The organism is Dyella sp. AD56 (assembly GCF_002878475.1).
Taxonomy (GTDB): Bacteria; Pseudomonadota; Gammaproteobacteria; order Xanthomonadales; family Rhodanobacteraceae; genus Dyella.
On sequence record NZ_NRDP01000037.1, the window covers coordinates 1 to 26908 of the forward strand.

The window sequence follows — 26908 nt, forward strand, 5'->3', positions numbered from 1 at the left end:
CTGCAGCGGCGGGGGCGGCAGCCGGCGCAGCGGCCACGGCGCCTTCCTCGATCACTGCGATGACCTGCTGGCTGGTCACGGTGTCGCCGGACTGGAACTTGATTTCCTTCAGCACGCCGTCAACCGGCGAGGGCACTTCGAGCACGACCTTGTCGGTTTCGAGGTCGACCAGGTTTTCGTCGCGCTTGACCGCTTCACCGGCCTTCTTATGCCACGTGGCGATGGTGGCGTCGGAGACGGACTCGGGCAGGACGGGAACTTTGACTTCGATAGACATGGAGATTCCTTGAGTTAGTGCGTCCATCCCTGAACGCTAAAGTCAAAAAGCGGCCATCCGTGGCCGCACTATTCAGGATTTCTTATTCAGCCGCGTGGTCGGTGCCAATCGGCGTGACCAGAGCCTGCTCGACGAGTGCCGCCTGTTCGGCGACATGGGTATTCAGATGACCGGCAGCCGGTGCCGGGGAACGCGCGCGACCGGCGTACGACAGGCTCTGCTTGCTGCTGATGCAAGCCTGCAGGTGATGACGGATCTGGAACCACGCGCCCTGGTTCATCGGCTCTTCCTGGCACCAGATCACTTCCTTGACGGAAGGATACTTCTCCAGTTCGGCCGTGACCTGCGGACGCGGGAACGGGTAGAGCTGTTCCACGCGCACGACGGCGACGTCGTTGAGACCACGCTTCTCGGCGTCTTCCAGCAGGTCGTAGTACACCTTGCCCGAGCACAGCACCACGCGCTTGACCTTCTTGGCGGCGACGTCGCGATGCTCCGGGATCACCAACTGGAAGCTGCCAGTGGCCAGCTCGTCCAGCGTCGACACCGCCAACTTGTGGCGCAGCAACGACTTGGGCGTCATCACGATCAGCGGCTTGCGGGTCGGGCGGACCATCTGGCGGCGGATCATGTGGAATGCCTGGGCCGGCGTGGTCGGCACGCAGACCTGCATGTTGTCCAGCGCGCACAGCTGCAGGAAGCGCTCAAGGCGGGCAGAGGAGTGCTCCGGGCCCTGGCCTTCGTAGCCGTGGGGCAGGAACAGCGCCAGGCCGCACAAGCGGTTCCACTTGGCTTCGCCCGAGCTGATGAACTGGTCGATGACCACCTGCGCGCCGTTGGCGAAGTCGCCAAACTGGCCTTCCCAGATGTGGAGGGTGTAGGGGTCCGTGGTGGCGCTGCCGTATTCGAACGCCATGACCGCTTCTTCGCTAAGCAGCGAGTCGATCACTTCCACGTCGGCGCCGGAACGCACGTCGGCCAGCGGCATATAGGTGTAGCCGGTCTTCTGGTCATGCAGCACGGCATGACGGTGGAAGAACGTACCGCGACCCACGTCCTGACCCACGATGCGCAGGTTGTAGTTCTCGTCGACTAGCGTCGCGTAGGCCAGGTTCTCGGCGAAGCCCCAGTCACCGGCTTGTTCGCCGGCGGCCATCTTGGCGCGGTCGTCGTAGATCTTGGCCACACGCGACTGCAGCGTCATGTCCTTCGGCACCACCAGGATCTGGTTGGCCAGTTCGATCAGGCGCTGCTTAGCGACGCTGGTGGGCGTTTCGGTGGACAGCTTGCCGCCGATGAACTTGTCCCAGTCAACCTCGATGTCCTTGATGAGCGCCGTGGTCAGCTCGGTCATCGGCTCACCGGCCTCAAGGCGGGAGCGGTAGTCCTCGAACATCTTCTGGCCGTCGCCGTCGGCGATCACGCCCTGCTTGACCAGCTCCTGCGCGTACAGGTCGCGGGTGGTCGGGCGCTTGCGGATGATCTGGTACATCACCGGCTGGGTGGCTGCCGGCTCGTCGGCTTCGTTATGGCCATGGCGGCGGTAGCACACCAGGTCGATCACGACGTCCTTACGGAACTGCTTGCGGAAGTCGTAGGCGAGGCGGGTGGCCTGGATCACCGCTTCCGGGTCGTCGCCGTTCACGTGGAACACCGGTGCATTGACCATCTTGGCCAGGTCGGTGCAGTACAGCGTGGAGCGGGCGTCCTGCGGGTTGGAGGTCGTGAAGCCCACCTGGTTGTTCACCACGATGTGCAGGCTGCCGCCGATCTTGAAACCGCGGGCCTGGGACATGTTGAACAGTTCCATGTTCACACCCTGGCCGGCCAGCGCCGCATCGCCGTGCACGATCACAGCCATCGACTGCTTGCGCTCGGTATCCCGTCGGCGGATCTGGCGCGAATGCACCGAACCGGCCACTACCGGGTTGACGATCTCCAGGTGCGACGGGTTGAACGCCAGCGCCACGTGCGTGCCACCGTTCGGCGTCTTGACGTCGGCGGAGAAGCCCATGTGGTACTTCACGTCACCCGAGTGCGCCGGGTCATCGGGATGATCCCACTTGCCTTCGAACTCGTTGAACAGGGTGCGCGGCGGCTTGCCCAGGATGTTGACCAGCATGTTCAGGCGGCCGCGATGGGCCATGCCGATCACCACTTCCTTGATGCCGTTGTCGCCCGCGGCGCGGACCACGTCGTCCACCATCGGGATCAGGCTGTCGCCGCCTTCCAGCGAGAAGCGCTTCTGGCCGACGTACTTGGTGTGCAGGTAGCGTTCCAGGCCCTCGGCCGCGGTCAGCTCGGCGAGGATGCGCTTCTTGGCCGTGGCGTCGAGGCTGGCGCTGCCGTTGGCCTGTTCCAGGCGGGTGTAGATCCAGTTGCGCTGCTCATGGTTGCTGATGTGCATGAACTCGACGCCGAGGGTGTGGGTGTACACCTTCTTCAGTCGAGCCAGCAGATCGCGCAGCTTCATGCGCTGGCCGCCGCCGGCGAAATTGCCGCAGTCGAACTCGGTATCCAGGTCGGCGTCAGACAGGCCGTGGAACGAGGGCTCCAGGTCTGGGGCCGGCAGCTTCTCGGCCAGGCCGAGCGGGTCGAGGTCCGAGGCCAGATGGCCGCGCGAACGGTAGGCGGTAAGGATGCGCAGCACGCCAGCCTGCTTGCGGGCGTGGGCGTCGTCCACCGGGCCGGCGCTGGCGGCGCCGTTACGGCGCTGCTTTTGCGCGGCCTCTATACGCGCAATGGCCGCAGAGTGGGGCACGTCCCCCGACTCGCGGCCTTTGAAAGTCTCGAAGTATTTGCTCCACGTGGCATCGACCGACGAAGGGTCTGCCAACCACGATTCATAGAGCTGTTCAACATAATCGGCGTTGCCGCCGGCGAGTTGGGAGGATTCGAAAAACTCGCGGATCAGATTAGTGCTCACGTCACCACCGGTGAGGAAGGGAGGCTTACAGCGCTCTGGCCGGGGTTGGCCAGATGGCTGGGAAAAATCCCGTTAATTATAGCCTTGGGCTGCTGCGACGCGGCAACCCAAAAGACTCACTTCAGATGGGGTCGAAGGTAGATATTTCGAGTTTCCGGGTACCGACCATCGTCGTAGGTCGCGGTTTTGTACGGCGAAACACAAGGGTTTGCCGCGACGCACCTGGGCTGTGGCCAGCCTGACGCCCGTTCAGCCTGTGGCAGAGATCGAGCTAAAGATCGAGGGGCTGCCACGCCGTCGCGCGAGCGGATCGTTCCCAAACGTCGTTGAAATGCTGCATCAGCGGCGCCTGCGCGGCGCGGTCGGCCAGCGATGCCCGGCCGTCGGCGCGCCGCGCGTCGGGCTGAAACAGGTAACCGCCCTGATCGGTGAGCAGGTAGGACGAGGCATACGCCAGGTCGAGCTCTTCCAGTGGCACGCGCACCAGCACCATGCTGGGCAACCGCTGGGCGAGGGCGACCAGGCGATGGCCCTCGCGTAGAGCATCGGCGGGAGCGTGCAGGATCAGGCGAATCTCCGCGCCGCGACCCGCGGTGGCGAGGCGCCGTAGTTCGGCTAGTTCGGCCGGGCTGCCGTAGATGTCATCGGACAGCGTCGGTTGGTAAATGGCGATGCGCCGCCGGGCTTCCGTCAGAAGTCGAAGGCGGGCGGCGGTCAGCTCGGTACGGTCGCCTGCCGGCAGGGGCGGCTTCGCCGGCGCGTGGCCGGTCTCCGTCGCGTCCGTGCCGGCAGCGCCCTCGCTCATCGGCGGCGCGGTTTGTGGACGACCAGGTGGCCGTCATTGACCAGGATGAGCAATACGGCCAACTCGGTATCCGCGACCGATTTGCCAGGCGCCAGTTCGCGTGCGTCGCACAGCCGCTCGGCCAGCTCCGCCGCGGCCGGATAAGCGTGGCCGTTAACGAACAGGGTGGCCCCACGCTTGCCTCGAGCCCAGGCCATGCGGGCCCAGGGGTGACGCAGTAGGTGGGCGCCGCCGTCCAGTTGTTTGCGCAGGGCTGCCTCGGTCAGTTCCTTCTCCGGGGCCACCGGTACTTGCGCATTGCGGTAGCGGGTGATGAAGCGGCCGAACCAGTCGGTCAGCGTGGTGTCGTCCAGCGAAGCCGCGAACGGCAGCGCCCCACGCAGACGGGCCAGCGCGGCGCGGTCGATCTCGCCGGCAGACTTGGTTGGCGCCAGGTCCGGATCCGTATAGCGGAGTTCGTCGGGCAGGCGTTCGGCAAGGTAGTCCGCCAGATCGCCAGTTAGTTCGGCCTGCGATGGTGCGCGCATGCCCACTGAAATAGTCAGGCACGGGCCGCCAAAGGCGGTGCCATCGTGTGGCACGCCGGGCGGCAGATACAGCATGTCGCCAGGTTCGAGCATCCATTCGTGGTCGGGCTCGAACACCTTCAGCTGCTTGAGCTCGACGTCAGGGCGGAAGTCCTTGGGCGCGTCAGGGTTGGTGTCGATCGCCCAGTGGCGCTGACCAAGGCCTTGCAGCAGGAACACGTCGTATTGGTCCACGTGCGGACCGACGCCGCCACCCGGTTCGGCGTACGAGACCATGATGTCGTCCAGGCGCCAGCTGGGCAGGAAGCGGAAGTCTTCCAGCAGGGCAGCCACGTCGGCATCCCACTTGTCCACGTCCTGCACCAGCAGGGTCCAGTTCTTGTTGGGGGTGCTGGCGAAGTCTTTCTCGGTCAGCGGCCCGGACTTCACCTTCCAGCGGTCGCGGCTCTCGTCATGGATGATCAGGCGCGACAGCGCGGTCTCTTCCAGCGCCAGCCCGGCCAGCTCGTCCGGCTCGATAGGCGAGACGAAATCGGGGAACGCCTGCCGGATCAGCAGCGGGCGTTTCTGCCAGTAATCACGCAGAAACTGGGCGGGGCTCATGCCCAGCGGCTGCTTGGCGCTGCCGCGGACTTCGATGGGGAGGGCGGATGCTTTGGTCATCCCGCCATTCTAAGCGAAGGCGATGACGACCCTGTTGATCACCGTCAGTGCGACATCAAGCTATGCGCGATGTTATTGATGCCAATGGCCAGCACCGCCAGTGCGGCGAGGATGGTCGCCACGCGTGGCGGCATCCTGCGCGCCAGCACGGCGCTGAGCGGGGCCGCCAGCACGCCGCCGACGATCAGCCCGACGACGGAAGCACCGTGCGGAATGCCGACCTGCACGAAGAAGCTGATGCTGGCCACCGCACTCACCAGGCACTTGGCCAGGTGCACCGTGCCGATCACCATGCGGGGCCTTACTCCGCGCCCCACCAGTGTCGTTACGGTCAGCGCACTCCAGCCGCCGCCGGCCACAGCATCGGCAAAACCGGCCACCAGTCCCAGCGGTCGGCTAATGGCCGGCGTGTCGTCATGCAGGTGCTGGCGGCGCAGGGGACGAAACAGCAGAAACAGACCCATGCCGATCAGGTAGGGCGTCAATGCCAGCTTCATCCAGGTCGCCGGGACATGGCTGACTACGTAGGCGCCGATGGTGGCGCCGATGGCGCCGGGGATCACCAGCGCCCAGAAGAGCTTCTTGAGCACATTGCCGGCCATCAGATGGCTGATGCCCGAGGCGCCGCAAGTCAGCGTTTCCGCGTAGTGCACGCTGGCGCTGGCCATGGCGGGCGGGATGCCCAGGGCCAGCAGCATGGCTGCCGACGTCACGCCATAGGCCATGCCCAGCGCGCCGTCGACGAGCTGGGCCAGCGCGCCGATGGCGGCGGAGATGAGGAAATCCGTGGGCATGGACCTGAATGTGATCGGGATGTGATCAGTGTAAGGGCTGCCCGCGCCCCAGGGGAAATAAGCCGCCGGACATAACGTTATGACAACACTTCCTTTTACATGACAAGAAGTGATGACTACTTTGGCTATCCAGATGTATGGACGTCCAAAGGTGGACAGTGAACGCCGTCGTTGCAACGCAAACCGGGCTGGCTTCCCTCGACGGCGACAAGCTGTCCGCACTGGAACGACTGGCTACGGGACTCGGCCCTGCTGAGCTTTATTGGATCGCCGCATGGAGCGCCGCGCGCGCTGAGCAAGTGCAGCGTAGCGTCGTGCCGGTGCCTACTGCCAAGGTAGGCAGTGAACGGCTCACCATTCTTTACGGCAGCCAGACTGGGCAGGCCAAGCGCCTCGCTACGCAGCTCAGCGCACGGGCTGAAGCGGCCGGGCTCGCCGTTCGGCTGGTGCGAGCCGATAGCTATCCACAGCGCGATCTCGCCAAGGAAACGCATCTCGTCGTGGTGATCAGCACCCAGGGTGACGCCGAGCCACCGGATGATGCGCGAGGGCTGGTCGAATTTATTCTGGGTAAGCGGGCACCGCGATTGCCCGGCCTGCAATACGCCGTGTTGGGGTTGGGCGATTCGAGCTACCCGCAGTTCTGCGCCATCGGCCACCAGCTTGACGTTCGGCTGGCCGAGCTGGGTGCCTCGCGATTTGCACCGCTTGGCGAAGCCGACGTCGATATCGACGCCGTCGCCACGCCTTGGGCCGAACATGCGCTCGAAAAGGCGCGACAGGTACTTGGCACGGTGCAACCCGTGGCGCGCGTGGCGAACCTGCAGCCGGTGCCTTCACGTGTCCGCCACACGCGCGAACATCCCTATACGGCTTCGGTGCTCGACAACCAGGTCATCGTAGCCCGTGATGCGGGGCGGGATATTCGGCACGTCGAACTGTCGCTGGAAGGTTCAGGCCTGAGCTATGAACCCGGGGACGCCATCGGCGTGTGGCCGGAGAATCCGCCGACCCTGGTGGACCAATGGCTGACGCTGTTGAAGCTCGACGGCGAACAGCCTGTCTACCATGGCGGCAAGGAACTGCCTCTTCGACGCTGGCTATCGCACGAACGCGAACTCACACGCCTGAGTCGCCCGCTGATCGCCGCCGTGGCCGATGCCAGTGGCGACGAGAAACTGGCTGGCCTGCTTCGACCGGATCGCTCAGCGAGCTTGGCCGCGTTGCTGGCCGACGAGCAACCCATCGACCTGTGGCGCCGCTACCCCGCCGAGTGGTCGGCGGACGAACTGGTGGCAGCGCTGCGCCCGCAGACGCCGCGCCTTTACTCGATCGCCTCCAGCCAAAAAGCGGTCGGCGATGAAGTACACCTGACGGTTGCCGTGGTGGATTACGAGGCCTATGGCGAGCGCCATTGGGGCGCCGCTTCCTCGTTTATAGCCGCTGCCAGCGACGACCAGCGCGTGCCAGTCTTCATCGAGGAAAACGAGCGTTTCCGTCTGCCGAAAGACAGTGGTCGCGACATCATCATGATTGGGCCTGGCACAGGCGTCGCACCGTTCCGTGCCTTCGTGCAGGAACGTCGCGAAATCGCCGCGAGCGGACGCAACTGGCTCTTCTTCGGCAATCGCAACTTTACCCACGACTTTCTCTATCAGATCGAATGGCAGGCGGCGCTGCGTGACGGATCGTTGGATCGGCTTGATCTCGCGTTCTCACGCGACGGTACCGCCAAGGTTTATGTGCAGCAGCGCATCCGCGAACAGGGGCGCGACCTGTATGCCTGGCTGCAGGAGGGCGCACACCTATACGTGTGCGGTGATGCCAATCACATGGCGAAGGACGTGCATGCTGCGTTGATCGACGTAGCCGTGAGCCACGGCGGCCAATCGCCAGAGCAGGCGAGGGAGTGGCTGTCCGACCTTTTGCAACAGGGCCGTTACGCCCGCGACGTGTACTGACATGACGACACCGCTTTCCGATTTCGAACGCATCAAGGCCGCTAGTCGCCAACTGCGAGGCACCATCGCCGAGGGTTTGCGCGATCCGGTGACCAACGCCATCAGCGACGACGACAACAAGCTGCTCAAGTTCCACGGTAGCTACCAGCAGGACGATCGTGACGTGCGCGAAGAGCGTCGCAAGCAGAAACTGGAGCCTGCGTACTCCTTCATGCTGCGCGCCCGCTTGCCGTCCGGCGTGGTGACGCCTGCGCAATGGTTGGTGTTCGATCGACTTGCCCGTGAGCACGCCAACGGCACGCTGCGCATCACCACGCGCCAGACCTTTCAGTGGCACGGCATCATCAAACAGCGCCTCAAGACCACCATCGCCGCCATCCATGATGCCCTGGCCACCACCATTGCTGCCTGCGGTGACGTCGTGCGCAATGTGGTAAGCACACCTAATCCGGTCGAATCGTCTGCGCATGCGTTGGCCTATGCGTGGGCGACGCGTCTTTCCGAAGAGCTGTCACCACGCACGCATGCCTATCACGAGATCTGGCTCGACGGCGAGCCGCTGGTCGGTGAGCCGAAGGATGAAGAACCGCTGTACGGCCGCACCTATTTGCCGCGAAAGTTCAAGATCGGCCTCGCGATTCCACCACTCAACGACATCGATGTGTTTGCGCAGGATCTGGGCCTTATCGCCATCATCGAACAGGGCGAGTTGAAAGGCTTCAACGTCGCTATCGGTGGTGGCATGGGCGCGACGCACGGCGATCCAAGCACCTATCCACGGCTGGCGAGTGTCATCGGCTTCGTCACGCCGGACCAGCTCCTCGTCGTCGCCGAAACCATCGTGGCGGTGCAGCGCGATTGGGGCAACCGCAGCGAGCGCAAACACGCGCGACTGAAGTACACACTCGACCATCGCGGCCTGGATACATTCAAGGCTGAGCTGGAGCAGCGGCTGGGATTTGCGCTGGAGCCGGAGCGCGCTTACCGCTTCGATCACAACGGTGATCGCTACGGCTGGATCGAAGGTGAGGATGGCCGTTGGCATCTGACCTTGCAGATCGAGTCCGGTCGCCTTGCCGATGTCGGCGAGCGGCGCTGGCTCAGCGGATTACGCGAGTTAGCCGAGGTGCATCAAGGCGATTTCCGCCTCACCTGCAACCAGAACGTGATCATCGCCAATGTGGCTGCTGATGATCGCGGGCAGATCGACGCCATCGTGGCGGCGCATAGGCTTGACAGCTATCGCACGGACAGCGGCATCCGCCGGCACGCTGTGGCCTGCGTGGCGCTACCAACCTGCGGCCTCGCCATGGCGGAAAGCGAACGCTACCTGCCAGCGTTGCTTCCCCAGTTGGAAGCCTTGCTGGATGCCCACGGCTTGCGCGATGCGCCGCTCCTGTTGCGCCTCTCGGGCTGCCCCAATGGCTGCTCGCGTCCGTACCTGGGTGAGATCGCATTAGTCGGACGCGGGCCAGGGCGCTACGACCTGCGATTGGGTGCGGATTTTCGTGGGCAGCGCCTCAATCAGGTCTATCGGGAAAACGTGGACGAGGCCGCGATCCTGGAAGCGCTGGGGCCACTGTTTGCGAGCTATGCGGCGGAGCGAAGCGACCAGGAAGGGTTCGGCGATTTCTTGATACGCACCGGCGTGCTTGGAGTGAACACGCGAAGGATTCCGGCGGAGGTGGTGGCATGAACCAGGCGCTGCTCGAGGATGCACAGCACGACGCCCGGGCACTAGGCGAACTCAATACATGGCTGGGTACGCTGGACGCAGAGCAACGGGTGCTCTGGGCGCTCGCCTATGCGCCGGGAACCCACGTCCTTTCGTCCAGCTTCGGCGCGCAAGCGGCCGTGTCGCTGCACCTGCTGACGCGTCAGCGGCCGGATCTTCCCGTGGTGCTGATCGATACCGGCTACCTGTTTCCCGAAACCTATCACTTCATCGACGAACTGCAGCAACGCCTCTCACTGAACCTGAAAGTCTTCAGTGCCGCTGAAAGCCCCGCGTGGTTGGAGGCGAGGGAAGGGCGCTTGTGGGAGCAAGGCGTGGCGGGCATCGACCGCTACAACCAACTGCGCAAGGTAGAGCCCATGCAGCGCGCCCTGCGGGAACTCGGCGCCGGCTCATGGTTTGCCGGACTGCGCCGCAGTCAGGCACGCACACGGGCTGCGATTCCGTTCGCGGAGCGCCGCGATGGTCGCTGGAAATTCCATCCCATTGCGGACTGGAATGATCGCGACGTGGGCATGTACTTGCGCAAGTACGGCCTGCCTTACCACCCCCTGTGGGACCAGGGTTACATCTCCATCGGTGACGTACACACCACGCATCGCTGGGAGCCCGGGACCGATGTCGACGCCACCCGTTTCTTCGGCCTGAAGCGCGAATGCGGACTTCACGGCCTGGTTTGACCTAACACCACAAGAATCGATCCGGCGCATAACGCCGGCCGCCGCCCCGACCGATCAAAGACCCCTACCATGAGCCAGAGCGCACTTGCCCAAACCGATGTTGCTGCCTTCCATGAAGAAACACCTTCACTGATTCCGCCGCACGGCGGCGTGCTGAAGGAGTTGTACTTGCCGGCGGACGACGCCGCCGCACTCAAACAGCGCAGCGCAGGCTTGCCGGGTGTGGATCTGGATACACGGCAACTGTGCGACCTGGAGCTGCTGCTTAGCGGCGCTTTCTCACCACTGGAAGGATTCCTCACCCAACGTGATTACGACCGCGTGGTCGAGGAGTACCGGTTGGCCGACGGCACGCTCTGGCCGATCCCGATCACGCTCGATGTCACGGAAGCGTTTGCCGAACGACTTGCGCCGGGCAGCGAAGTTGCGCTGCGCGATACGCAGGGCGTGCCGCTAGCCGTGCTCGAAGTTCAGGACATCTACCGGCCGGATCGCACTGATGAAGCGCTGAAAGTGTTCGGCACTAACGACCGCGCGCATCCGGGCGTGGCCGAACTGCTGGATCGCTATCGCCCCGTCAATCTCGGTGGTCGCGTGCGCGGTATCCAGGCGCCGTCACACTATGATTTCGCGACATTGCGCGACACGCCGCGCAGCCTGCGCGACTGGTTCAACGCGCAAGGCTGGCATCGCATCGTTGCCTTTCAGACACGCAATCCCATGCATCGCGCCCATCGCGAGTTGACCCTGCGCGCCGCGCAGCAAGTAGGCGCGAAACTGCTGGTACAGCCATCAGTCGGTCGCACCAAGCCCGGCGACATCGACCACTACACCCGCGTGCGTTGCTACCAGGCCCTGCTGCCGCAATACCCGGCGAACAGCGCGCGCCTGTCGTTGCTTCCATTAGCTATGCGCATGGGCGGCCCGCGCGAGGCGCTGTGGCACGCCATCATTCGGAAGAATTACGGCGCAAGTCATTTCATCGTCGGGCGCGATCACGCAGGCCCCGGCAACGACTCCAACGGTAAGCCGTTCTACGGTCCCTTCGACGCGCAGCACTTGCTGGAGCGGCATCAGGAGGAACTGGGCATCCGCATCGTGCCCTTCCCGGCGATGGTCTATGTCGCCAATCGTGATACCTATCTACCGTCGAACGAAGTGTTGCCAGACGACGAAGTACGCGACATCTCCGGTACGCAACTGCGTCGACATCTGCATGAGGGCAGCGAGATCCCTTCGTGGTTCTCGTTCCCCGAAGTAGTGAAGATCCTGCGCGAGCGCCATCCTGTGCAGGCATCGCGCGGCTTCGCGCTGTTTTTCACGGGGCTCTCAGGTGCAGGCAAGTCGACCATCGCGCAGGCTGTGGTGGCGCAACTGCTGGAGCGCACCAGTCGCGCTGTGACCGTGCTCGATGGTGACGAAGTGCGGAAGCATCTGTCGCGTGGACTGGGGTTCTCGCGGGATGATCGTAACGCCAACGTGACGCGCATCGGCTATGTGGCCAGTGAGATCGTGCGACACGGTGGTGTCGCCGTGTGCGCGCCGATCGCGCCCTATGCCGATGCGCGCGCCGACGCACGCACGTTGGTGGAGGCGCATGGCGACTTTATTGAGATCCATGTGGCGACGACGCTGGATGTGTGCGAGGCGCGGGATCGCAAGGGGCTCTATGCGCAGGCGCGGGCCGGGGCGATTACGCATTTCACGGGGATCAGTGATCCGTACGAGGTGCCGGTGCAGCCGGAGCTGCGGATTGATGGGAATGCGGGGGATCCGGTGGTGTTGGCGGGGCATATTCTTGAGTTGTTGGGGGCGAGAGGGTTGCTTCGCAGCTGATTTGTTGGCGCGCTTTTGCTCCCTCTCCCCTCCGGGGAGAGGGTTGGGGTGAGGGGTGGGTGCTCGCCTCACCGTTTCATCTGTGCCGTCATCCCGGCGGAGGCCGGGATCCAGTTGCATCAGTGGTTGGCTGTCGCCTCGAGCGTTATCGCGATTGGGCCGCTTACGCAGCGGGCGTTTCGATCGTCTGCCGACGCTCGAGTCACTTTTCTTTTGCTGGCCCAAAAGAAAAGTAACCCAAAGAAAATGGCCTCTAAAGCTCCGGCAGCATAGTGTTGAATACGAGCCTTGGAGTTGGAGGTATTCAGCAACAGGCGATCTCCTTATTGGACGATAGGGCTACACCGCAACGCACCGATACGCTGAGGAGCTCTGCATAGCGTGGGGATAAGCCCGAACGGGTGAGGACTGTTGTTACGTGGCAACCTTCGCCTCTACCCAGCGGGTACATCGAAGCGCTTCGCAACGCGCCTTAGCGAAGAGGACTTAAAGCAGGCTTCGCTACGCTTCCCGCCCTCTGAGGCTAGGGAAAGGGGACGCTACGCTTCCCGGCCGCTGTGGAGAACTCGCCACCTAGTGGCGGCGTCCGTCTGCATCGACTTTGTATGCTGGCTTTGTGCACTAGGCGGGAGTAACACGACCTGCCGCGACGCGATGTGCAGCTCTGCTGCACGAGCCTTCGGCTCGGCGCTTTTGATCTTCGGGCCCCCTGTGCGGCGGTGAGGGGTGGACGAAAAGGCCCGCAGGGGGATCGGCAGGGATGCCGATCCCTTTTCGTCAGGGCAGGAAGCCCTGTCGAAAAGCCCGGCCGCCCCTCACGAACTGGCCGGCTTCACCGGCCAGCGCCAAGTGGGGGTGCCCTTTCTTTGGGTTACTTTTCTTTGGGCAAGCAAAGAAAAGTGACTCGGCCTCCGGCAGGAGGTCGAAACGCTCGCCGCGTAGGCGGCCAGATCGCCGTAGCGCGGCAACCAAACGCAAAGTCACTGGATCCCTGCCTTCGCAGGGATGACCGTTTCATCGAAACGGTAAGGCGAGCACCCGCCCCTCACCCCAACCCCTCTCCCCGGAGGGGAGAGGGAGCAAGATCCGAGGCTCTACTGAGCCTCGACAAGAGGCTCCGCCACCTTCAACGGCACCTGCCTCTCCCGCCAATGCGGCACCCCCGGCCACTGCGACGTCCCTGTACCACCTGAGGTCAACGCGCGACTCACCGCACGCCGCTCCAGATGCGGCGCAAACACACTGATGAAATCCAGCGCATATTCGCGCAACACGCTTTCCCGGCGCAGCACAATCCAAGTAGTGCAGGCGGCGAACAGGTTGTCGGCGCCGAGTTCGCGCAGGTCGGTGTCGTGGTTGGGTTGATAGGCCATCTCGGCGAGCACGCCGATGCCAAGTCCTTCGCGTACGTAGGTCTTGATCAGGTCAGCGTCGCTAGCCGTCATCACGATCTGTGGGTCGAGCCCCGCACTCTGGAAAGCGCGAATCAAAGAAGACTCCGGCTTCAGTGAGGAGTCGTAGCTGATCAGTGGATGGGCCGCGAGTTGTTCCAGCGTGGGCGGTTGTTTCTGGCGCGCCAGTGGATGGTTCTTCGGCACCACCACCGTGCGGTTCCAGCGATAGGCGGGCAGGGCGATACCGTTGGGCGGCGGCGCGCCAGCGGCGGTGCTGACAATGGCCAGATCCACCTGGCCGCTGTCGAGCAGCGATATCACGTCTGAATCGCTCACCGGCTGCAGGTGGACGCTTACTTGCGGGTAGCTGCGGCTGAGCGCGGCTACGGACGAAGGCAGCGCAAAACGCGCCTGAGTGTGGGTGGTGGCGATACGCAGCGTGCCGCGCGATTCGTTGCGCAGGTTGGCGGCGATGGAGCGGATGTTGGCCGCCTCCGCCAGGATGATGCGCGCGCGTTCCAACACGTGGGTACCCGCATGCGTAATCGCGTGCAGGCTGCGTCCCTTGCGATGGAACAACTGGAAGCCAAGTTCGTCTTCGAGCTGGCGAAGCAGCTTGCTCAGGCCCGGCTGGGTGGCATGCACCCGCTCGGCTGCGAGGGTGATATTCAGGCCGGCATCAGCGATGGCGATGAGGTAGCGGAGTTGCGTCAGCGTCATGGTTCGGGTTCCACAGGCAATCGAGGGAGATGTGGCTCGGTGTCGCGCTGCGGATACATCGCGCAGGCCTGCACGCCGGCGCCTTGCGTTTGCAGGCGGTCGGGGTGGTGTCCAGCAGGTGGCGATGAAAGTCCATGAAGTACCGTAACGGAGTGTTCTCAATTAGACGTCTATACATCTGTTGCTGCTATGCGTCAATACTTTGTGAGGCTAGCAACGGGTCTCGTCTTATAACGACCCGGCATATCGGGCCACCCAGAAATCATTTGTACAGCCGGTTCAGCCTGCCTAGCGTGGATGGTCAACTGCCCCATCTCACGGAGCCCGAGGCTGGATGAAGCTTTACCCGCTGTTTGCCGATCTGTCCGGCCGCCAGGTACTGGTGGTGGGCGGCGGTGTGGTCGGGGAGCGGAAGGCGGCCTCGTTGCTGGAAGCCGGCGCGCGGGTTGCGGTGGGGGCGCCCGACCTCACCCCCGCGCTGCTCGGCTGGGTGAGCGAAGGGCGCGTGCAATGGCTACGCGGCCTGTTCGAAGACGCTTGGCTCGACGGCGCATGGCTCGTCGTGGCCGCTACGCCTGATCCAGCCCTGCATGAGCGCATTGCAGCTTTGGCGGATGCCCGCCGCGTGTTCATCAACATCGTCGACGATGCGGAACAATCGAGCTTCCACGTGCCGGCTGTAATCGATCGCGCTCCCGTCACTATCGCCATTTCCAGCGGCGGGCATGCCCCCATGCTCGCGCGCCTGTTGCGTGAGCGCCTCGAAGTGCTGATCGATCCGGTGGTGGGCTCCCTCGCCACGCTGCTGGGGCAAATGCGCCAGCGTATTCGAGCACGCCTGCCGGACATCGCCTTGCGTCGGCGCTTCTACGAGCGTCTGTTGCACGGCCCGGTGCAGAGCCTGCTACGTCGTGGACAGTGGGCTCTGGCTGAGGCATCGACTGAGCGGTTGCTCGACGCCACTGAGGCGAAATCCCTGGGTTCCGTGGTGTTGGTGGGAGCCGGTCCGGGGGATCCGGGGCTGCTTACCTTGCGCGGTTTGCGTGCCTTGAACGAGGCGGATGTGATCCTGCACGACCGCTTGGTGAGCGTGGAAGTACTGGCACTGGCGCGTCGCGACGCTGAACGTATCGAAGTGGCTAAGCAAGCGGGTAACCATCACGCCACGCAGGCTCAGATCCATGCATTGATGTTGCAACATGCCGCTGCCGGGCGGCGCGTGGTGCGCCTGAAGGGCGGCGATCCGTTTGTGTTCGGACGTGGCGGCGAGGAGTTGGAGTTCCTGCGCAGCCACGCTATTCCTTATGAGGTGGTGCCGGGCATCACGGCGGCGCTCGCCTGCGCCGCGTACGCGGGTGTCCCGCTGACGCATCGTGAGCACGCGCAATCGGTGCGCCTGGTAACGGCGCACTGCCAGAACTCCATCGATACGCTCGACTGGCCGGCCCTGGCGCAGGAGCGCCAGACGTTGGCGGTCTACATGGGCACTAGCGAGTTGCCCGTGATCCGGCAGAAGCTGCTCGACCATGGCCGCGCGGCGGGCACGCCGTTTGCGCTGGTCGAGAATGGGTCGCGACCGGAGCAGCGAGTGGTCACGGGCACGTTGGCCGATCTGGTCGAGCAGGCGAGCATGCATGATGTCAGGTCGCCAGCGCTACTGATCATTGGTGAGGTGGCCAGCCTGGCGTCCGCGCTGTCATGGTTTGGCAGCCCGCCCGAGGGCACCCTGCTCGCGCCGGCTTCGTCGTCGTCCAGGGCGGCCGCGGCTTGACACAACCTTGCCCCTCACGGGCGCACCATCGCGCCCTCTGATTTTTCATCCATGCCGAGCTCCGGAGCCATTCCATGATTTACGACAGCATCCTCGACACCATCGGCAACACGCCCGTTGTGCGTATCCATCGCTTGGCGCCGAAGCACGTGACGCTGTACGCCAAGGTGGAGGCATTCAACCCGGCCGGCTCGGTCAAGGACCGCTTGGCGTACGCCATCATCATCGACGCCGAGCAACGCGGCGTGCTCAAGCCCGGCCAGACTGTGGTGGAGGCGACATCGGGCAACACCGGCGTTGCGCTGGCTGCCGTGTGCGCGGCGCGAGGCTACCCGTTCGTGGCCGTAATGACGGAAACCTTCTCCATCGAGCGTCGCAAGCTGATGCGCGCTTATGGTGCCAAGGTCGTGCTGACGCCTGCGGCGGAGCGCGGTAGTGGCATGGTGCGCAAGGCGAAGGAGCTGGCGGAGAAACACGGCTGGTTCCTGGCGAGCCAGTTCGAGAACCCGGCTAACCCTGCCTATCACCGCAATACGACGGCCCCGGAAATCCTGCGCGATTTCGCCGGCAAGCGATTGGATTACTTTGTCACCGGTTGGGGCACCGGCGGCACGCTCACTGGCGTGGGCGAGGTGCTGAAAGTGGCACGCCCCGAAGTGAAGATTATTGCCAGCGAACCTGCGGGCGCGGCCCTGCTGTCGGGCAAGGAATGGCAGCCGCACAAGATCCAGGGCTGGACGCCGGATTTCATTCCGGCCGTGCTCAATCGCAACATAGCGGACAAGATCCTGCCTATCGATGACGTGGTGGCACGCGATACCTCGCGTGACCTCGCTCAAAAGGAAGGCATCTTCGTCGGCATCTCGGCCGGCGCCACTTTGGCCGCGGCATTGCAGGTGGCGAAGGATGCGCCGGAGGGTTCCGTGTTGCTGGCGATGTTGCCGGATACGGGTGAGCGGTATTTGTCGACGTTCTTGTTCGAGGGCGTCAACGAGGGCTCCGACGAGGTGGAGTAAGACTCCACCGTTTTGCTCCCTCTCCCCTCCGGGGAGAGGGTTGGGGTGAGGGGGCAACCTGGCCCCACTCTTTCAACCAGGTCGTCATCCCGTTGCAAATCGGGACCCGGTTTCGATGGTTAGCGAACTCAACGAGCAGCTCTGCGCCGACTCGCTTCCCATTCGTCCAACAACTTCCTCCCCACGCCCGCCAATGCATCGATGGCCGGCAATAACTCCCGTCCCAGTGGCGTCAGCGAGTACTCCGCGGAGGGTGGCGAAGTATCCAGCACACGGCGCATCACCAGTCCGCGTGATTCGAGTTCGCGCAACCGCGCACTCAGCACGCGTGCGGAAATGCGCGGTATGTCGTGGCGTAATTCGCCGAAGCGACGGGGTTCGCCGCTCAGTTGCCAGATGACGTTGGGTGCCCAGGCGCCGCGCAGCAGGCCGAGTACTTCGCTGAGCGGGCAACCGGGCGGTGGGGCGACTTTGCTTTTGCGGAGGGGCAGGCCCATGAGGGTGATCCAGTTGGAATAATCCGGTAACCCGGCGGTTACCGCATTTTAGGGGTTACATACGGTTAGATGGTATCCAATAGTAACCATGGTGGCCTAGCATCCACGGTCTGCGCGAGCACTGGCCGCGCCGACCCTGTCCCCTCATGGAGAGAACCATCATGAAGCTCTATTACGCTGCGGGCGCCTGCTCGCTGTCGCCGCATATCGTCGCGCTGGAAGCGGGTATTCCGGTGGAACTGGAAAAGGTGGACAGCAAGGCCAAGCGCACCGCGAGTGGCGAGGACTTCCTGCAGATCAACCCCAAGGGCTACGTGCCAGCGCTGAAGCTCGACAGCGGCGAGCTGCTGACCGAAGGCCCGGCCATCGTGCAGTACCTGGCGGACCTGAAGCCTGAGAGCGGCCTGGCACCCGCCAACGGCACGACCGCGCGATACCGCTTGCAGGAAGTGCTCGGCTACATCAACTCCGAACTGCACAAGACCTACTCGCCGCTGTTCAAGCCGGACACGCCGGACGGCGTGCGTGAGGAGCGCAAGGCCTATCTCCACAAGCGTTACGCCTTGCTTGATCAGCATCTGGCCAAGCACGAGTGGTTGGTCGGTGATCACTTCACCGCGGCGGATGCGTACCTGTTCACCGTCACCAACTGGGCGCAGCACGTGAACTTCGACCTGTCGGACCTCCCGGCAATCCTTGCGTTCCAGAAGCGTGTGGCCGCACGGCCGAGCGTGCAGGCTGCGCTGAAGGCAGAAGGTCTGCTCAAGGCGGCTTGATATCAATGTGAAGATGCCCGGTCTGTGGCCGGGCATCTGTACGGAATCAATCGTCGATGCCGAGTTTGCGCTGATTGGAAAGCCGAGGCTGCTCCTTCGTAAGCCGCTTCGGCTTCGGTTGCTCAGGGGTGTCCCACGACGGGCCGCTGTCGCTGATCACCAGATCCTGCCTTCTTGAACCAAAGTGCTTGCGGACTTGACTCATCCAGTACGTGGGAATGAGGACGAGCGTAGAGGCAAAGGTCACCAGTGAGAACAAGAACAAATCGGGCTCATCGGCAAGCGTGACGATCCTGGCTGGCCTACCGAACAGGATGCGCTGTTCGGTGATGGCAATGAACGTCCAGTAGCACTCAAAGCACCATATGGGGACGAGGAACAGGCTGGCGATGATGAATCGTGTGCGTTGCCAGCGCATGGCAAAGACCGCGGAGGTCTCGCAGAGCTGAGCCCAGCGCGCGCCGAAGGAAAGACCCACCGCGCCAACGAGCGCCATGCCCAGCGTGGCGCCTGAAAGGAAGGCGATGAACACCATGATGAGCCACACGGCGCCATCACCCAGTCCCGTCCTGAGTGCGTGGATGGAGACCATTAGCACCGGCGCGGAGACGCATGCCCAGGCCCAGCAGTACCGTGCCTGCCGATAGCGAAACGAACTGAGCCGTTCGTGTAGCTCTCTTTGTGGTCCGAAGTGCATGAAGAGGCTCCTTCCTCCTGATGCGTAGAATGGCGCCGGCCCATGGGGCCGGCGCGTGTGGATCAGATGTCCTTGGCCAACGGCTCGGCCAGGCCGATGTAACCGCCCGGCGTCAGGTCGAGCAGGCGCTGTTTGGCGTCGGCCGGAAGGTCCAGGCCGGTGATGAAGGTGCGCATGGAATCCTTGGTGATGCCCTGGCCACGCGTAAGCGCCTTGAGCTGCTCGTACGGTTCCGGCAGGCCGTAGCGGCGCATCACTGTCTGCACGGCTTCTGCCAGCACTTCCCAGCTGTTGTCGAGGTCGTCGGCAAGGCGATCGGCGTTGACCGTGAGTTTGCCCAAGCCCTTCTTCAGCGATTCCAGCGCCACCATCGTGTGGCCGAACGCAGTGCCCAACGCGCGCAGCACGGTGGAGTCGGTCAGGTCGCGCTGCCAGCGGCTGATCGGCAGCTTTTCCGCGAAATGGCCGAGCAGGGCGTTGGCGAGGCCGAAGTTGCCTTCGGCATTTTCGAAGTCGATCGGGTTGACCTTGTGCGGCATCGTAGAGGAGCCCACTTCGCCGGCCTTCAGTGACTGCTTGAAGTAACCCAGCGAGATATAACCCCAGATGTCGCGCGCCAGATCGATCAGGATGATGTTGGCGCGACGCACCACATCGCAGTACTCGGCCACGCCATCATGCGGTTCGATCTGAGTGGTGTACGCGTTGTAATCCAGGCCCAGACTTTCCACGAAGCGCTGGGAAAAACCGCGCCAGTCCAGCTCCGGGTAGGTGATGGCGTGCGCGTTGTAGTTGCCCACCGCGCCGTTGATCTTGCCGGGAATTTCCACCGCCGAGAGCTGCTTGCGCTGGCGCTCCAAGCGAGCCACTACGTTAGCCAGTTCCTTGCCCAGCGTGCTCGGCGAAGCCGTCTGGCCATGCGTGCGCGAGAGCATTGGCAGGCCGGCGTTGGCGTGCGCGAGCTCGCGCAGCTTGGCGATGATGCCGTCGATCGCCGGCAGCAGCACCTGGTCGCGCGCGTCGCGCAGCATCAATGCGTAGGACAGGTTGTTGATGTCTTCGCTGGTGCAGGCGAAGTGCACGAACTCCTTGGCCTGTGCGAGCGAGGCATCGTTGCCGATGCGTTCCTTGATGAAGTACTCCACCGCTTTCACATCGTGATTGGTGGTGGCCTCGATGGTCTTGATGCGCGCGCCGTCGTCCACGCTGAAATCCACCGAGATGCCCTTGAGCTTTGCCACCTGCTCCGAGGTGAACGGCGGCAGCTCGGCGATGCCATTGTCCGCACCCAGCGCCAGCAGCCACTCGATCTCCACGTGCACGCGGCGGTGCATGAGTCCGAACTCGCTGAAGATCGGGCGCAGCGTTTCGACCTTGCTGGCGTAACGGCCGTCCAGCGGCGACAGGGCGGTCAGGGCATGGGAGGACATCGGGGGTGTTCCAGAGGCGGGAAAGGGGAGATTTTACAACAGGGGCGGGGAGGGGCGGATTCGGGTTTTTTGCGGGGGGGCGCTTCCGCCTTGTCTCTCTTGTGCGGCATGGGTGGCCGGGACTCTCACGCCTTATCCTCATTGAGGAGAGGGTTTGCGGGAGCAACCCGATCTGTTGCGATGCGATGTGTAGCGGAGCTACACGAGCCGTCTGCTTTCGCTTTTGATCTTCAGGTCCCCTGTGCGGCGGTGAGGGGTGGACGACAAGGCCCGCAGGGGAGTCGGCAAGGATGCCGATTCCTTTTCGCCGGGGCAGGAGCCCCGTCGAAAAGCCCGGCCGCCCCTCACGGACTGGCCGGCTTCACCGGCCAGCGCCAAGTGGGGGTGCCCTTTCTTTGGGTTACTTTTCTTTACTCCGGGCATCCTGCCCTTCGCCCTTTGGGCCGGCTTCGCCGTTCGCACGCGCTCCTGCGCGTGCGTGGGCAAGCAAAGAAAAGTGACTCGGCCTCCGGTAGGAGGTCGAAACGCCCGCCGCGTAGGTGGCCAGGTCGACGAAACGCGACAACCGAGCGCTACCGCTACTGGATCCCTGCCTTCGCAGGGATGACGGCTAAAGATGAAACCGTGAGGCGAGCACCCACCCCTCACCCCAACCCTCTCCCCGGAGGGGAGAGGGAGCAAACCACACTGGTCCCCCTTGGCGACTCCCTAACACGCCCCGACCTATATTCCCCAAATCCCCCCGAGGAATCGCAAGGACATGAGCCAGTTCCGCATCGAACACGACAGCATGGGTGAACTCAAAGTGCCGTCCAAAGCCCTCTACGGCGCTCAGACACAACGCGCCGTCGACAACTTCCCCATCTCTGGCTTGCACATGCCGCGCGCCTTCATTCGCGCGCTTGGCTTGATCAAGGCCGCGGCGGCGGACGCGAATTTCCTGCTGGGATATCTGAAGAAGAACCAGGCGCATGCCATCCGCAAGGCGGCGTTGGCTGTCGCCGAGGGTGAGTACGACGACCAGTTCCCTATCGATGTGTTCCAGACGGGTTCGGGCACCAGTACCAACATGAATGCCAATGAGGTGATCGCCCACCTCGCCAGCCGGGCTGGCGGCAAGGTGCATCCCAACGATCACGTCAACTACGGGCAAAGTTCCAACGACGTGATTCCCACGGCCATTCACGTCAGCGCCACGCTCACCACCAGCGAACAGTTGCTGCCTGCGCTCAAGCACCTCAAGCGCAGCATCGAGCGTCGTGCGCGTGAATTGCGCAGCGTGCCCAAGACGGGGCGCACGCACTTGATGGATGCGATGCCGGTGACGTTTGGCCAGGAGCTTTCGGGCTGGGCCGCGCAGATTGGCACCGCCATCGAGCGTATCGAAGACAGCTTGAAGCGCATGCGTCGCCTGCCGCTGGGTGGTACTGCGGTGGGCACCGGCATCAATGCCGATCCCAAGTTCGGTGCCTCGGTGGCGCGCGAGTTGAAGAAGCTCACGGGCGTACGTTTCGACTCCGCGGAGAATTTCTTCGAGGGGATGGCTGCGCAGGACGCCGCCGTTGAACTCTCAGGCCAGCTCAAGACACTTGCTGTGGCCCTGATGAAGATCGCCAACGATTTGCGCTGGATGAACTCCGGTCCGCTCGCGGGCCTGGGCGAGATCGAGTTGCCGGCGTTGCAGCCGGGTTCGTCGATCATGCCTGGCAAGGTGAATCCGGTGATTCCCGAAGCAACCGCCATGGTTGCGGCGCAGGTGATCGGCAACGACGCCGCCATCACCATCGCGGGTCAGTCGGGCAACTTCCAGCTCAACGTGATGCTGCCGTTGATCGCGCACAACCTTCTGGAGTCGATCGGCATCCTGTCCAATGTCAGCGTGCTGCTGGCCGACAAGGCCATCGCCGGTTTCAAGGTGAATACTGCACGCGTGAAGGAAGCGCTGGACAAGAACCCGATCCTGGTCACCGCGCTCAATCCGGTGATTGGTTACGAGAAGGGTGCGGCGACGGCCAAGCAGGCTTACAAGGAAAAACGTCCGATCATGGACGTGGCGTTGGAAACCACTGGCCTGTCGAAGAGTGAGCTGCAGAAGCTGCTGGATCCGATGGCGCTCACGCGTGGTGGCATTCACAGCGGAGGCGGTGGCGGCGGCTGATCTGCCGCCGCGCTGCTTTTGTGTAGGAGTGCGGTCTGTGCGCTCCTACCGTGGTGTCAGTGCTTGAGGCTCTTGCGGCAACCTTCGACGTTGCGGTCGCTCAACGCCTGTCCATAGGGCTTGAACGCGTCCACTTGGCCGGCGAGTTCGTCCTGCGCCGATTTCATGTCGGCCAGGTCGTCGCAGATCTTCGCTGCAGCCTGCTTCACATCTTGCGCGGCGGCCTCAGCCTTCTGGCGTGTTTCCTCGGCGCTGTCGGCGCCCGTGAGCTTGCCGGCCACAGCGCCCAGTGCCTTGGTGGCTGTTTCCGCGCCTGCCTTGCCGGTGGCGATGGCGTCGTCGTGCATCTTGAGCGCGGTGCCGTTGTAACGCTGCAGGAGTGCGTGTTGTGCGTCGTTCACGGCAACCGCCTTGCCATCGACGACCAGTTGGCCTTGCCGATCCACGGTGGCCGTGGGAGCACCGGACACCTTGATGGTGACGACACCGTCGTGCAGCGTGATGTTGTTGCTGATTACATCAGTGCTCGCGCCGAACACCTGGATGTCATGGCCCGAATCACTGCATGCGGCGGTCAGGAGCGCTACGGTGAGTACGCAGGGCAGGTAGCGAAAAGACATGGCGGCGTTCCTGTGTGGTTAGGTTCGAAAGTCTGCGCGCGGCAGGGTCGGTTGAAAAGCTTACCCGCCGGCACTCCGCATCCTTTCGATACGTGTCGGCGGGATAAGGCCATCAGCTGCAGTCACGTATACGGTGGAAGCCGATGCGTGCCGGCCTTCAACGTCATTCCGAGAATACGGCCACGCCCGGCTTACCGTTCTCATCCGTGTCCTTACCGCAGTCGTCGACGTCTTTCTGCGTCATCGTGGCATAAGGCTGGAACGCGGGCAGAGCGGTGGCCAATTTTTGCTGGGAGGCCAGCACGTCCGGCATGTGATGGCACAGCTGGATGGCCGCCGCGCGGATCTTGTCGGTCTGCGGCTTCATGCTGGCCTCGATCTCCTTGTCGCTCCTGCCAAGAAGCGCGCCGACGATAGCCTTCTTCGCCATGCCGACACCCATGTTGGCGCTGCTCGCGCCGATATCCATGCCGGCCATGGCGATGCCGATGATTTGCTGGCGATAGTCCACCAGCAAGGCGTGCTGCTCGGGAGTGGCATCGACAGGCTTGCCAGCGATCACCAGATTGCCCTGTGGGGTGATGACAGCCTTGGGAAGGGTGTCGCTGCCATTGTGAGGATGCTCGCCATCGTGAGGCTCTTTACCGATGTGGATGCTGGTGACGTCAATGTCCTGCGTAACCAGTTCCTGCTTGGCCTGTTCAATGCCCTTCTGGATCTCCGCACCGATAGCCGATGGCGACGTTTGCTCCTGCACTTCCTTCGCGGCCTGAGCGGTGTCGCTGTTGCCGTCGTGGCCTGACTGGCTGCAGGCCGCCAGCGGCAACAGCAGGGTCATGGCGATGATGCTGCCGGCGATTATGTTGGTCTTCATCGTATGTCTCCCCTGCGAATGCGGTTGAACGTCAACTGTCGTCGCGGACTCGGCGGAACCAGATGGCGCCGGCGATCAGCACTGCACCCGTCAACACACCGATCCACAGATTGGGCGAGGCAAGCAGGCCGTAGGTGTGGTCGGGTGAGAGGACGCCTAGCGGATTGTTGTCGCCGAGGTCGTTCACACCTTGCAAGCCGTGCTTGTCGAACACCAGGCTGGAGCCCGGGAACACACTGAGCAGGACGCGCTGCACGACGTTGCCCCAGAACCAGGCAGTGGGCAGGTTGAACAACCCCATGATGCCGAACCAGCTGACCAGCAGACCGAGCACCACCGGTACCGCCACTGCCCACAGGAAGGGCTTGCTGCGTGCACCGGACGAGCAGAGCATCAACCAGCCGATGGCAGGCATGGCCCACAGCGCATACAGCGGGATGTTGCTTACCAGCGACGCAATGGCGCGTATCGGATGGGAGAGCGTGAGCAACTGCCACGCGTTGACGCCGTGGAACGACAGTACGATGGCGAACAGGATCAGCTGCAGCAGGCCGCAAGCGATGCTCACTACCACCGCGATGACTGGCGCGATCAGGGCTGCACTAGCCACCTTGGAAAGCACCGTGCTGGTGTTGGAGACGGGCAGGGATTTCCAGAACAGCACGCTGCGGTCGCGGCGATCGTCGTAGAGCGAGCCGAGGCAGTAGAACAGCACCACAATGCCCATGACGATGCCGATCATGCCCATCGAAGAGATCATGGCCACGTCGGCTGCTGCGCCGACTTGTGCCAGGTCGCCGGCATCCGCGTTGCGCATCATCATGCCGATGTCGTTGCCGCCGATCTGCATGCCGTGGCGGGCGCTCATCACTTCAGCGGTGATGATGGCCATCACGTTGAGGATCAGGAAGACGCCACCGGTCACCACGGGCGCCCACAGGAAGCCGCCTCGGTGTTCCCAGAATTCGCGCTTCACGAGCCAGTAGAAGGTTTTCATGCGTAGGTCCCCTTCATGGTGGCGACAAACAGGTCGCTGACGGTCGGTCGGCGCACTTCGCCCATGCGTTCCAGCGTGGCACGGTCGGCGCCGTCGAACAGGAATATGCTCTTGCCGAATACCTGCCGCTCATCCAGCGGCTTCATGTTGCGTGCGGTGGCGGCCTGGTCGGCGCTCACCATCACCTCGACGAATCGTTCGCCCACGGTATCCATATCGGTATCCAGCACGATCTTGCCGTCGCGGATGAACATCAGGTCGGTGAGGATGTGTTCGATCTCCTCGACCTGGTGCGTAGTCACGATGATCGTTTTGTTCTCGTCGAAGTAGTCTTCCAGCAGGCTCTGGTAGAACTGCTTGCGGTAAAGGATGTCCAGGCCCAGCGTGGGCTCGTCCAGCACCAGCAGGCGAGCATCGATGGCCATCACCAGGGCCAGGTGCAACTGCACGATCATGCCCTTGGACATCTGCTTGACGCGCTGGTTGGGCGTCAGTTTGGTGCGTGCCAGGAATGCCTCGCACTTGGCCCGGTTGAAGCGTGGGTGCACGTTGGCGACGAAATCGATCGCCTCGCGTACCCGGATCCAGCGCGGCAGCACCGCCACGTCGGCGATAAAGCACACCTGTTCCATCAGCTTGTCGCGCTGGGTGCGTGGATCAAAGCCCAGCACGTTCAACTCGCCTTTGAAATCGGTCAGGCCGAGGATGGCCTTCAGCGCGGTGGTCTTGCCGGCACCATTGGGGCCGATCAGCCCCACGATGCGGCCGGACTCGATGCGGAAGCTGACGTCGTTCAGCGCAAGCGAGTTCTTGTAGGCCTTGTTAAGGCCGTTAGCCGTCACGACCGCGTTCATGATTGGCTCCCTTCCGGACCGACCGGGCTTTCCGGCGCCTCACGCATGAGCGTTTTCAGGTCCAGCCCGAGGCGCTGCAGTCGGGCAAAGAGCGCAGGCCATTCCTCGCGCAGGAACCGCTCGCGCTCAGACTTGAGCAGCGCTTCCCTGGCTCCATCGATGACAAACATGCCCAAGCCCCTCCTTTTTTCAACCAGTTGATCATCGACCAGTTCCTGATACGCCTTTGACACGGTGAGCGGATTGATTTGGAAATCCGCAGCAACCTGGCGTACTGACGGCAGCGGGTCGCCCTCGTTCAAGGCGCCGTCCAGAATCATCGCCACTACGCGTTCACGGAGCTGGCGGTAGATCGGGACGCTGTCGTTCCAGGTGATGGTCATACGGTTATTCCTTGCTGATACGGCCGAACTTGCTGCTGCCAAACGAATAGTAGGGCATGGCCAGCTCGCTCCCGAGCACCGCCTTGGAAGCGGCCACCGGCGACAGCAGCGGGGAGACGGTCAGGGTGGCCATGCCGGCGTCGGCCAGCAGAGCGGCGGCGCGCATGTCTTCAGCCGTCGGGCGGACATCGACCGGGGCCAGGTTGATGACCTTGACGCCGTTGATCTCGCTGACCGGGAGACTCTTGACGTTGGAGTGGATGGCGGCCAGGCCTACTGTAGTGAACAGGGCGGCGGCGGTCAGGGCTAGCAGGTTATTCGCTTTCATGGCGGTACTCCTTTAGTGACCTCGTGGACCGGTGTTGTAGTGAACTATAACACCACATCTGAAGACGTCAATGGGTAGGTTCGAAATTCGCAACATGACTGATGGCCTATGGGGCGGGTTCTCATCTTCCAGGTGACCCGCGTTGTCTCTCCCATGCGCCCGGACGTCGGCGCGCCGCTTGAACAGGCA

General features: G+C 63.3%; 23 protein-coding genes. 8 read left to right on the plus strand and 15 right to left on the minus strand.

The genetic code is table 11. The features are described from left to right. From DyAD56_RS22140 to DyAD56_RS22160, 5 genes are all read right to left on the minus strand, one after another. A partial coding sequence (locus tag DyAD56_RS22140; protein ID WP_304529241.1) for a biotin/lipoyl-containing protein occupies positions 1-277 on the minus strand: 277 nt, incomplete at its 3' end. Positions 278-359: 82 nt separating this feature from the next. Continuing rightward, entirely contained in the window at positions 360-3203 is a 2844-nt protein-coding gene (locus DyAD56_RS22145; protein ID WP_102305007.1) for a 2-oxoglutarate dehydrogenase E1 component, read from the minus strand. 271 nt (positions 3204-3474) lie between these two features. Then, positions 3475-4008, minus strand: a complete 534-nt coding sequence (locus tag DyAD56_RS22150) for a hypothetical protein (RefSeq protein ID WP_102305008.1) — start codon at positions 4006-4008, stop codon at positions 3475-3477. Continuing rightward, a complete protein-coding gene (locus DyAD56_RS22155) occupies positions 4005-5198 on the minus strand; it encodes a cupin domain-containing protein (RefSeq protein WP_102305009.1) in 1194 nt (397 codons plus the stop codon). Before DyAD56_RS22155 ends, DyAD56_RS22150 begins: the two co-directional genes overlap by 4 nt. Before the next feature lie 44 nt (positions 5199-5242). Continuing rightward, positions 5243-5992 carry a sulfite exporter TauE/SafE family protein gene (locus DyAD56_RS22160; protein ID WP_102305010.1) on the minus strand — a complete coding sequence of 250 codons (750 nt, stop codon included), beginning with the start codon at positions 5990-5992 and terminating at the stop codon, positions 5243-5245. A 158-nt stretch (positions 5993-6150) separates the two neighbouring features. Here DyAD56_RS22160 and DyAD56_RS22165 point away from each other — a divergent pair, with 158 nt between their 5' ends. From DyAD56_RS22165 to DyAD56_RS22180, 4 genes are all read left to right on the plus strand, one after another. After that, complete coding sequence (locus DyAD56_RS22165) at positions 6151-7953, plus strand: assimilatory sulfite reductase (NADPH) flavoprotein subunit (protein ID WP_102305011.1); 1803 nt, start codon at positions 6151-6153, stop codon at positions 7951-7953. A 1-nt stretch (position 7954) separates the two neighbouring features. After that, positions 7955-9649, plus strand: coding sequence for an assimilatory sulfite reductase (NADPH) hemoprotein subunit (gene cysI, locus DyAD56_RS22170; RefSeq protein ID WP_102305012.1), 1695 nt, complete (start codon positions 7955-7957; stop codon positions 9647-9649). After that, on the plus strand, positions 9646-10368 hold the full coding sequence (locus DyAD56_RS22175; protein WP_102305013.1) for a phosphoadenylyl-sulfate reductase: 723 nt from the start codon (positions 9646-9648) through the stop codon (positions 10366-10368). The genes cysI and DyAD56_RS22175 overlap by 4 nt, the downstream gene beginning before the upstream one ends. A gap of 69 nt (positions 10369-10437) precedes the next feature. Further along, a complete protein-coding gene (locus DyAD56_RS22180) occupies positions 10438-12204 on the plus strand; it encodes a bifunctional sulfate adenylyltransferase/adenylylsulfate kinase (RefSeq protein ID WP_102305014.1) in 1767 nt (588 codons plus the stop codon). A 1094-nt stretch (positions 12205-13298) separates the two neighbouring features. Here the strand turns inward: DyAD56_RS22180 and DyAD56_RS22185 are convergent. Continuing rightward, positions 13299-14318, minus strand: coding sequence for a LysR substrate-binding domain-containing protein (locus DyAD56_RS22185; RefSeq protein ID WP_102305015.1), 1020 nt, complete (start codon positions 14316-14318; stop codon positions 13299-13301). Between the two features lie 334 nt (positions 14319-14652). Here DyAD56_RS22185 and cysG point away from each other — a divergent pair, with 334 nt between their 5' ends. Together cysG and cysK are read left to right on the plus strand one after the other, a co-directional pair. Next, the gene (cysG, locus tag DyAD56_RS22190) at positions 14653-16089 is read left to right on the plus strand and encodes a siroheme synthase CysG (RefSeq protein ID WP_102305016.1); all 1437 of its coding nucleotides are present in this window, start codon (positions 14653-14655) and stop codon (positions 16087-16089) included. A 74-nt stretch (positions 16090-16163) separates the two neighbouring features. Beyond that, entirely contained in the window at positions 16164-17105 is a 942-nt protein-coding gene (gene cysK / locus DyAD56_RS22195) for a cysteine synthase A (protein ID WP_102305017.1), read from the plus strand. Between the two features lie 128 nt (positions 17106-17233). Here cysK and DyAD56_RS22200 read toward each other — a convergent pair whose 3' ends face one another. Continuing rightward, positions 17234-17602 carry a helix-turn-helix domain-containing protein gene (locus tag DyAD56_RS22200; protein WP_102305018.1) on the minus strand — a complete coding sequence of 123 codons (369 nt, stop codon included), beginning with the start codon at positions 17600-17602 and terminating at the stop codon, positions 17234-17236. A 161-nt stretch (positions 17603-17763) separates the two neighbouring features. On the opposite strand from DyAD56_RS22200, the gene gstA reads away from it, so the two are divergent. After that, positions 17764-18378: a glutathione transferase GstA gene (gene gstA / locus DyAD56_RS22205; protein WP_102305019.1), complete on the plus strand. Its 615-nt coding sequence runs from the start codon at positions 17764-17766 to the stop codon at positions 18376-18378. A gap of 46 nt (positions 18379-18424) precedes the next feature. Here the strand turns inward: gstA and DyAD56_RS22210 are convergent, their stop codons facing one another. Continuing rightward, on the minus strand, positions 18425-19075 hold the full coding sequence (locus DyAD56_RS22210; protein WP_102305020.1) for a hypothetical protein: 651 nt from the start codon (positions 19073-19075) through the stop codon (positions 18425-18427). A gap of 62 nt (positions 19076-19137) precedes the next feature. Next, a complete protein-coding gene (gene purB, locus DyAD56_RS22215) occupies positions 19138-20505 on the minus strand; it encodes an adenylosuccinate lyase (RefSeq protein ID WP_102305021.1) in 1368 nt (455 codons plus the stop codon). Between the two features lie 760 nt (positions 20506-21265). On the opposite strand from purB, the gene DyAD56_RS22220 reads away from it, so the two are divergent. Beyond that, on the plus strand, positions 21266-22663 hold the full coding sequence (locus DyAD56_RS22220; protein WP_102305022.1) for a class II fumarate hydratase: 1398 nt from the start codon (positions 21266-21268) through the stop codon (positions 22661-22663). A 56-nt stretch (positions 22664-22719) separates the two neighbouring features. On the opposite strand, the gene DyAD56_RS22225 is transcribed toward DyAD56_RS22220, so the two are convergent. From DyAD56_RS22225 to DyAD56_RS22250, 6 genes are all read right to left on the minus strand, one after another. Beyond that, on the minus strand, positions 22720-23283 hold the full coding sequence (locus DyAD56_RS22225) for a DUF2884 family protein (protein WP_102305023.1): 564 nt from the start codon (positions 23281-23283) through the stop codon (positions 22720-22722). Between the two features lie 163 nt (positions 23284-23446). Beyond that, complete coding sequence (locus DyAD56_RS22230) at positions 23447-24157, minus strand: hypothetical protein (RefSeq protein ID WP_102305024.1); 711 nt, start codon at positions 24155-24157, stop codon at positions 23447-23449. A gap of 31 nt (positions 24158-24188) precedes the next feature. Continuing rightward, positions 24189-25154, minus strand: a complete 966-nt coding sequence (locus DyAD56_RS22235; protein ID WP_102305025.1) for a hypothetical protein — start codon at positions 25152-25154, stop codon at positions 24189-24191. After that, on the minus strand, positions 25151-26008 hold the full coding sequence (locus DyAD56_RS22240) for an ABC transporter ATP-binding protein (protein WP_102305026.1): 858 nt from the start codon (positions 26006-26008) through the stop codon (positions 25151-25153). The genes DyAD56_RS22235 and DyAD56_RS22240 overlap by 4 nt, the downstream gene beginning before the upstream one ends. After that, positions 26005-26391, minus strand: a complete 387-nt coding sequence (locus DyAD56_RS22245) for a GntR family transcriptional regulator (RefSeq protein WP_102305027.1) — start codon at positions 26389-26391, stop codon at positions 26005-26007. Before DyAD56_RS22245 ends, DyAD56_RS22240 begins: the two co-directional genes overlap by 4 nt. A 4-nt stretch (positions 26392-26395) precedes the next feature. Then, positions 26396-26719: a hypothetical protein gene (locus tag DyAD56_RS22250; RefSeq protein ID WP_102305028.1), complete on the minus strand. Its 324-nt coding sequence runs from the start codon at positions 26717-26719 to the stop codon at positions 26396-26398. Positions 26720-26908 lie beyond the last annotated feature (189 nt).

What these genes read in the sequence shown, in the direction of transcription:
- DyAD56_RS22185 (WP_102305015.1), bottom strand. Translation starts at nt 14,318, where the DNA reads ATGACGCTGACGCAACTCCGCTACCTCATCGCCATCGCTGATGCCGGC.
- DyAD56_RS22175 (WP_102305013.1), top strand. Translation starts at nt 9,646, where the DNA reads ATGAACCAGGCGCTGCTCGAGGATGCACAGCACGACGCCCGGGCACTA.
- DyAD56_RS22235 (WP_102305025.1), bottom strand. Translation starts at nt 25,154, where the DNA reads ATGAAAACCTTCTACTGGCTCGTGAAGCGCGAATTCTGGGAACACCGA.
- DyAD56_RS22220 (WP_102305022.1), top strand. Translation starts at nt 21,266, where the DNA reads ATGAGCCAGTTCCGCATCGAACACGACAGCATGGGTGAACTCAAAGTG.
- DyAD56_RS22240 (WP_102305026.1), bottom strand. Translation starts at nt 26,008, where the DNA reads ATGAACGCGGTCGTGACGGCTAACGGCCTTAACAAGGCCTACAAGAAC.
- DyAD56_RS22160 (WP_102305010.1), bottom strand. Translation starts at nt 5,992, where the DNA reads ATGCCCACGGATTTCCTCATCTCCGCCGCCATCGGCGCGCTGGCCCAG.
- DyAD56_RS22210 (WP_102305020.1), bottom strand. Translation starts at nt 19,075, where the DNA reads ATGCACTTCGGACCACAAAGAGAGCTACACGAACGGCTCAGTTCGTTT.
- DyAD56_RS22155 (WP_102305009.1), bottom strand. Translation starts at nt 5,198, where the DNA reads ATGACCAAAGCATCCGCCCTCCCCATCGAAGTCCGCGGCAGCGCCAAG.
- DyAD56_RS22200 (WP_102305018.1), bottom strand. Translation starts at nt 17,602, where the DNA reads ATGGGCCTGCCCCTCCGCAAAAGCAAAGTCGCCCCACCGCCCGGTTGC.
- DyAD56_RS22245 (WP_102305027.1), bottom strand. Translation starts at nt 26,391, where the DNA reads ATGACCATCACCTGGAACGACAGCGTCCCGATCTACCGCCAGCTCCGT.
- gstA (WP_102305019.1), top strand. Translation starts at nt 17,764, where the DNA reads ATGAAGCTCTATTACGCTGCGGGCGCCTGCTCGCTGTCGCCGCATATC.
- DyAD56_RS22250 (WP_102305028.1), bottom strand. Translation starts at nt 26,719, where the DNA reads ATGAAAGCGAATAACCTGCTAGCCCTGACCGCCGCCGCCCTGTTCACT.
- cysG (WP_102305016.1), top strand. Translation starts at nt 14,653, where the DNA reads ATGAAGCTTTACCCGCTGTTTGCCGATCTGTCCGGCCGCCAGGTACTG.
- DyAD56_RS22180 (WP_102305014.1), top strand. Translation starts at nt 10,438, where the DNA reads ATGAGCCAGAGCGCACTTGCCCAAACCGATGTTGCTGCCTTCCATGAA.
- DyAD56_RS22225 (WP_102305023.1), bottom strand. Translation starts at nt 23,283, where the DNA reads ATGTCTTTTCGCTACCTGCCCTGCGTACTCACCGTAGCGCTCCTGACC.
- DyAD56_RS22150 (WP_102305008.1), bottom strand. Translation starts at nt 4,008, where the DNA reads ATGAGCGAGGGCGCTGCCGGCACGGACGCGACGGAGACCGGCCACGCG.
- cysK (WP_102305017.1), top strand. Translation starts at nt 16,164, where the DNA reads ATGATTTACGACAGCATCCTCGACACCATCGGCAACACGCCCGTTGTG.
- purB (WP_102305021.1), bottom strand. Translation starts at nt 20,505, where the DNA reads ATGTCCTCCCATGCCCTGACCGCCCTGTCGCCGCTGGACGGCCGTTAC.
- cysI (WP_102305012.1), top strand. Translation starts at nt 7,955, where the DNA reads ATGACGACACCGCTTTCCGATTTCGAACGCATCAAGGCCGCTAGTCGC.
- DyAD56_RS22230 (WP_102305024.1), bottom strand. Translation starts at nt 24,157, where the DNA reads ATGAAGACCAACATAATCGCCGGCAGCATCATCGCCATGACCCTGCTG.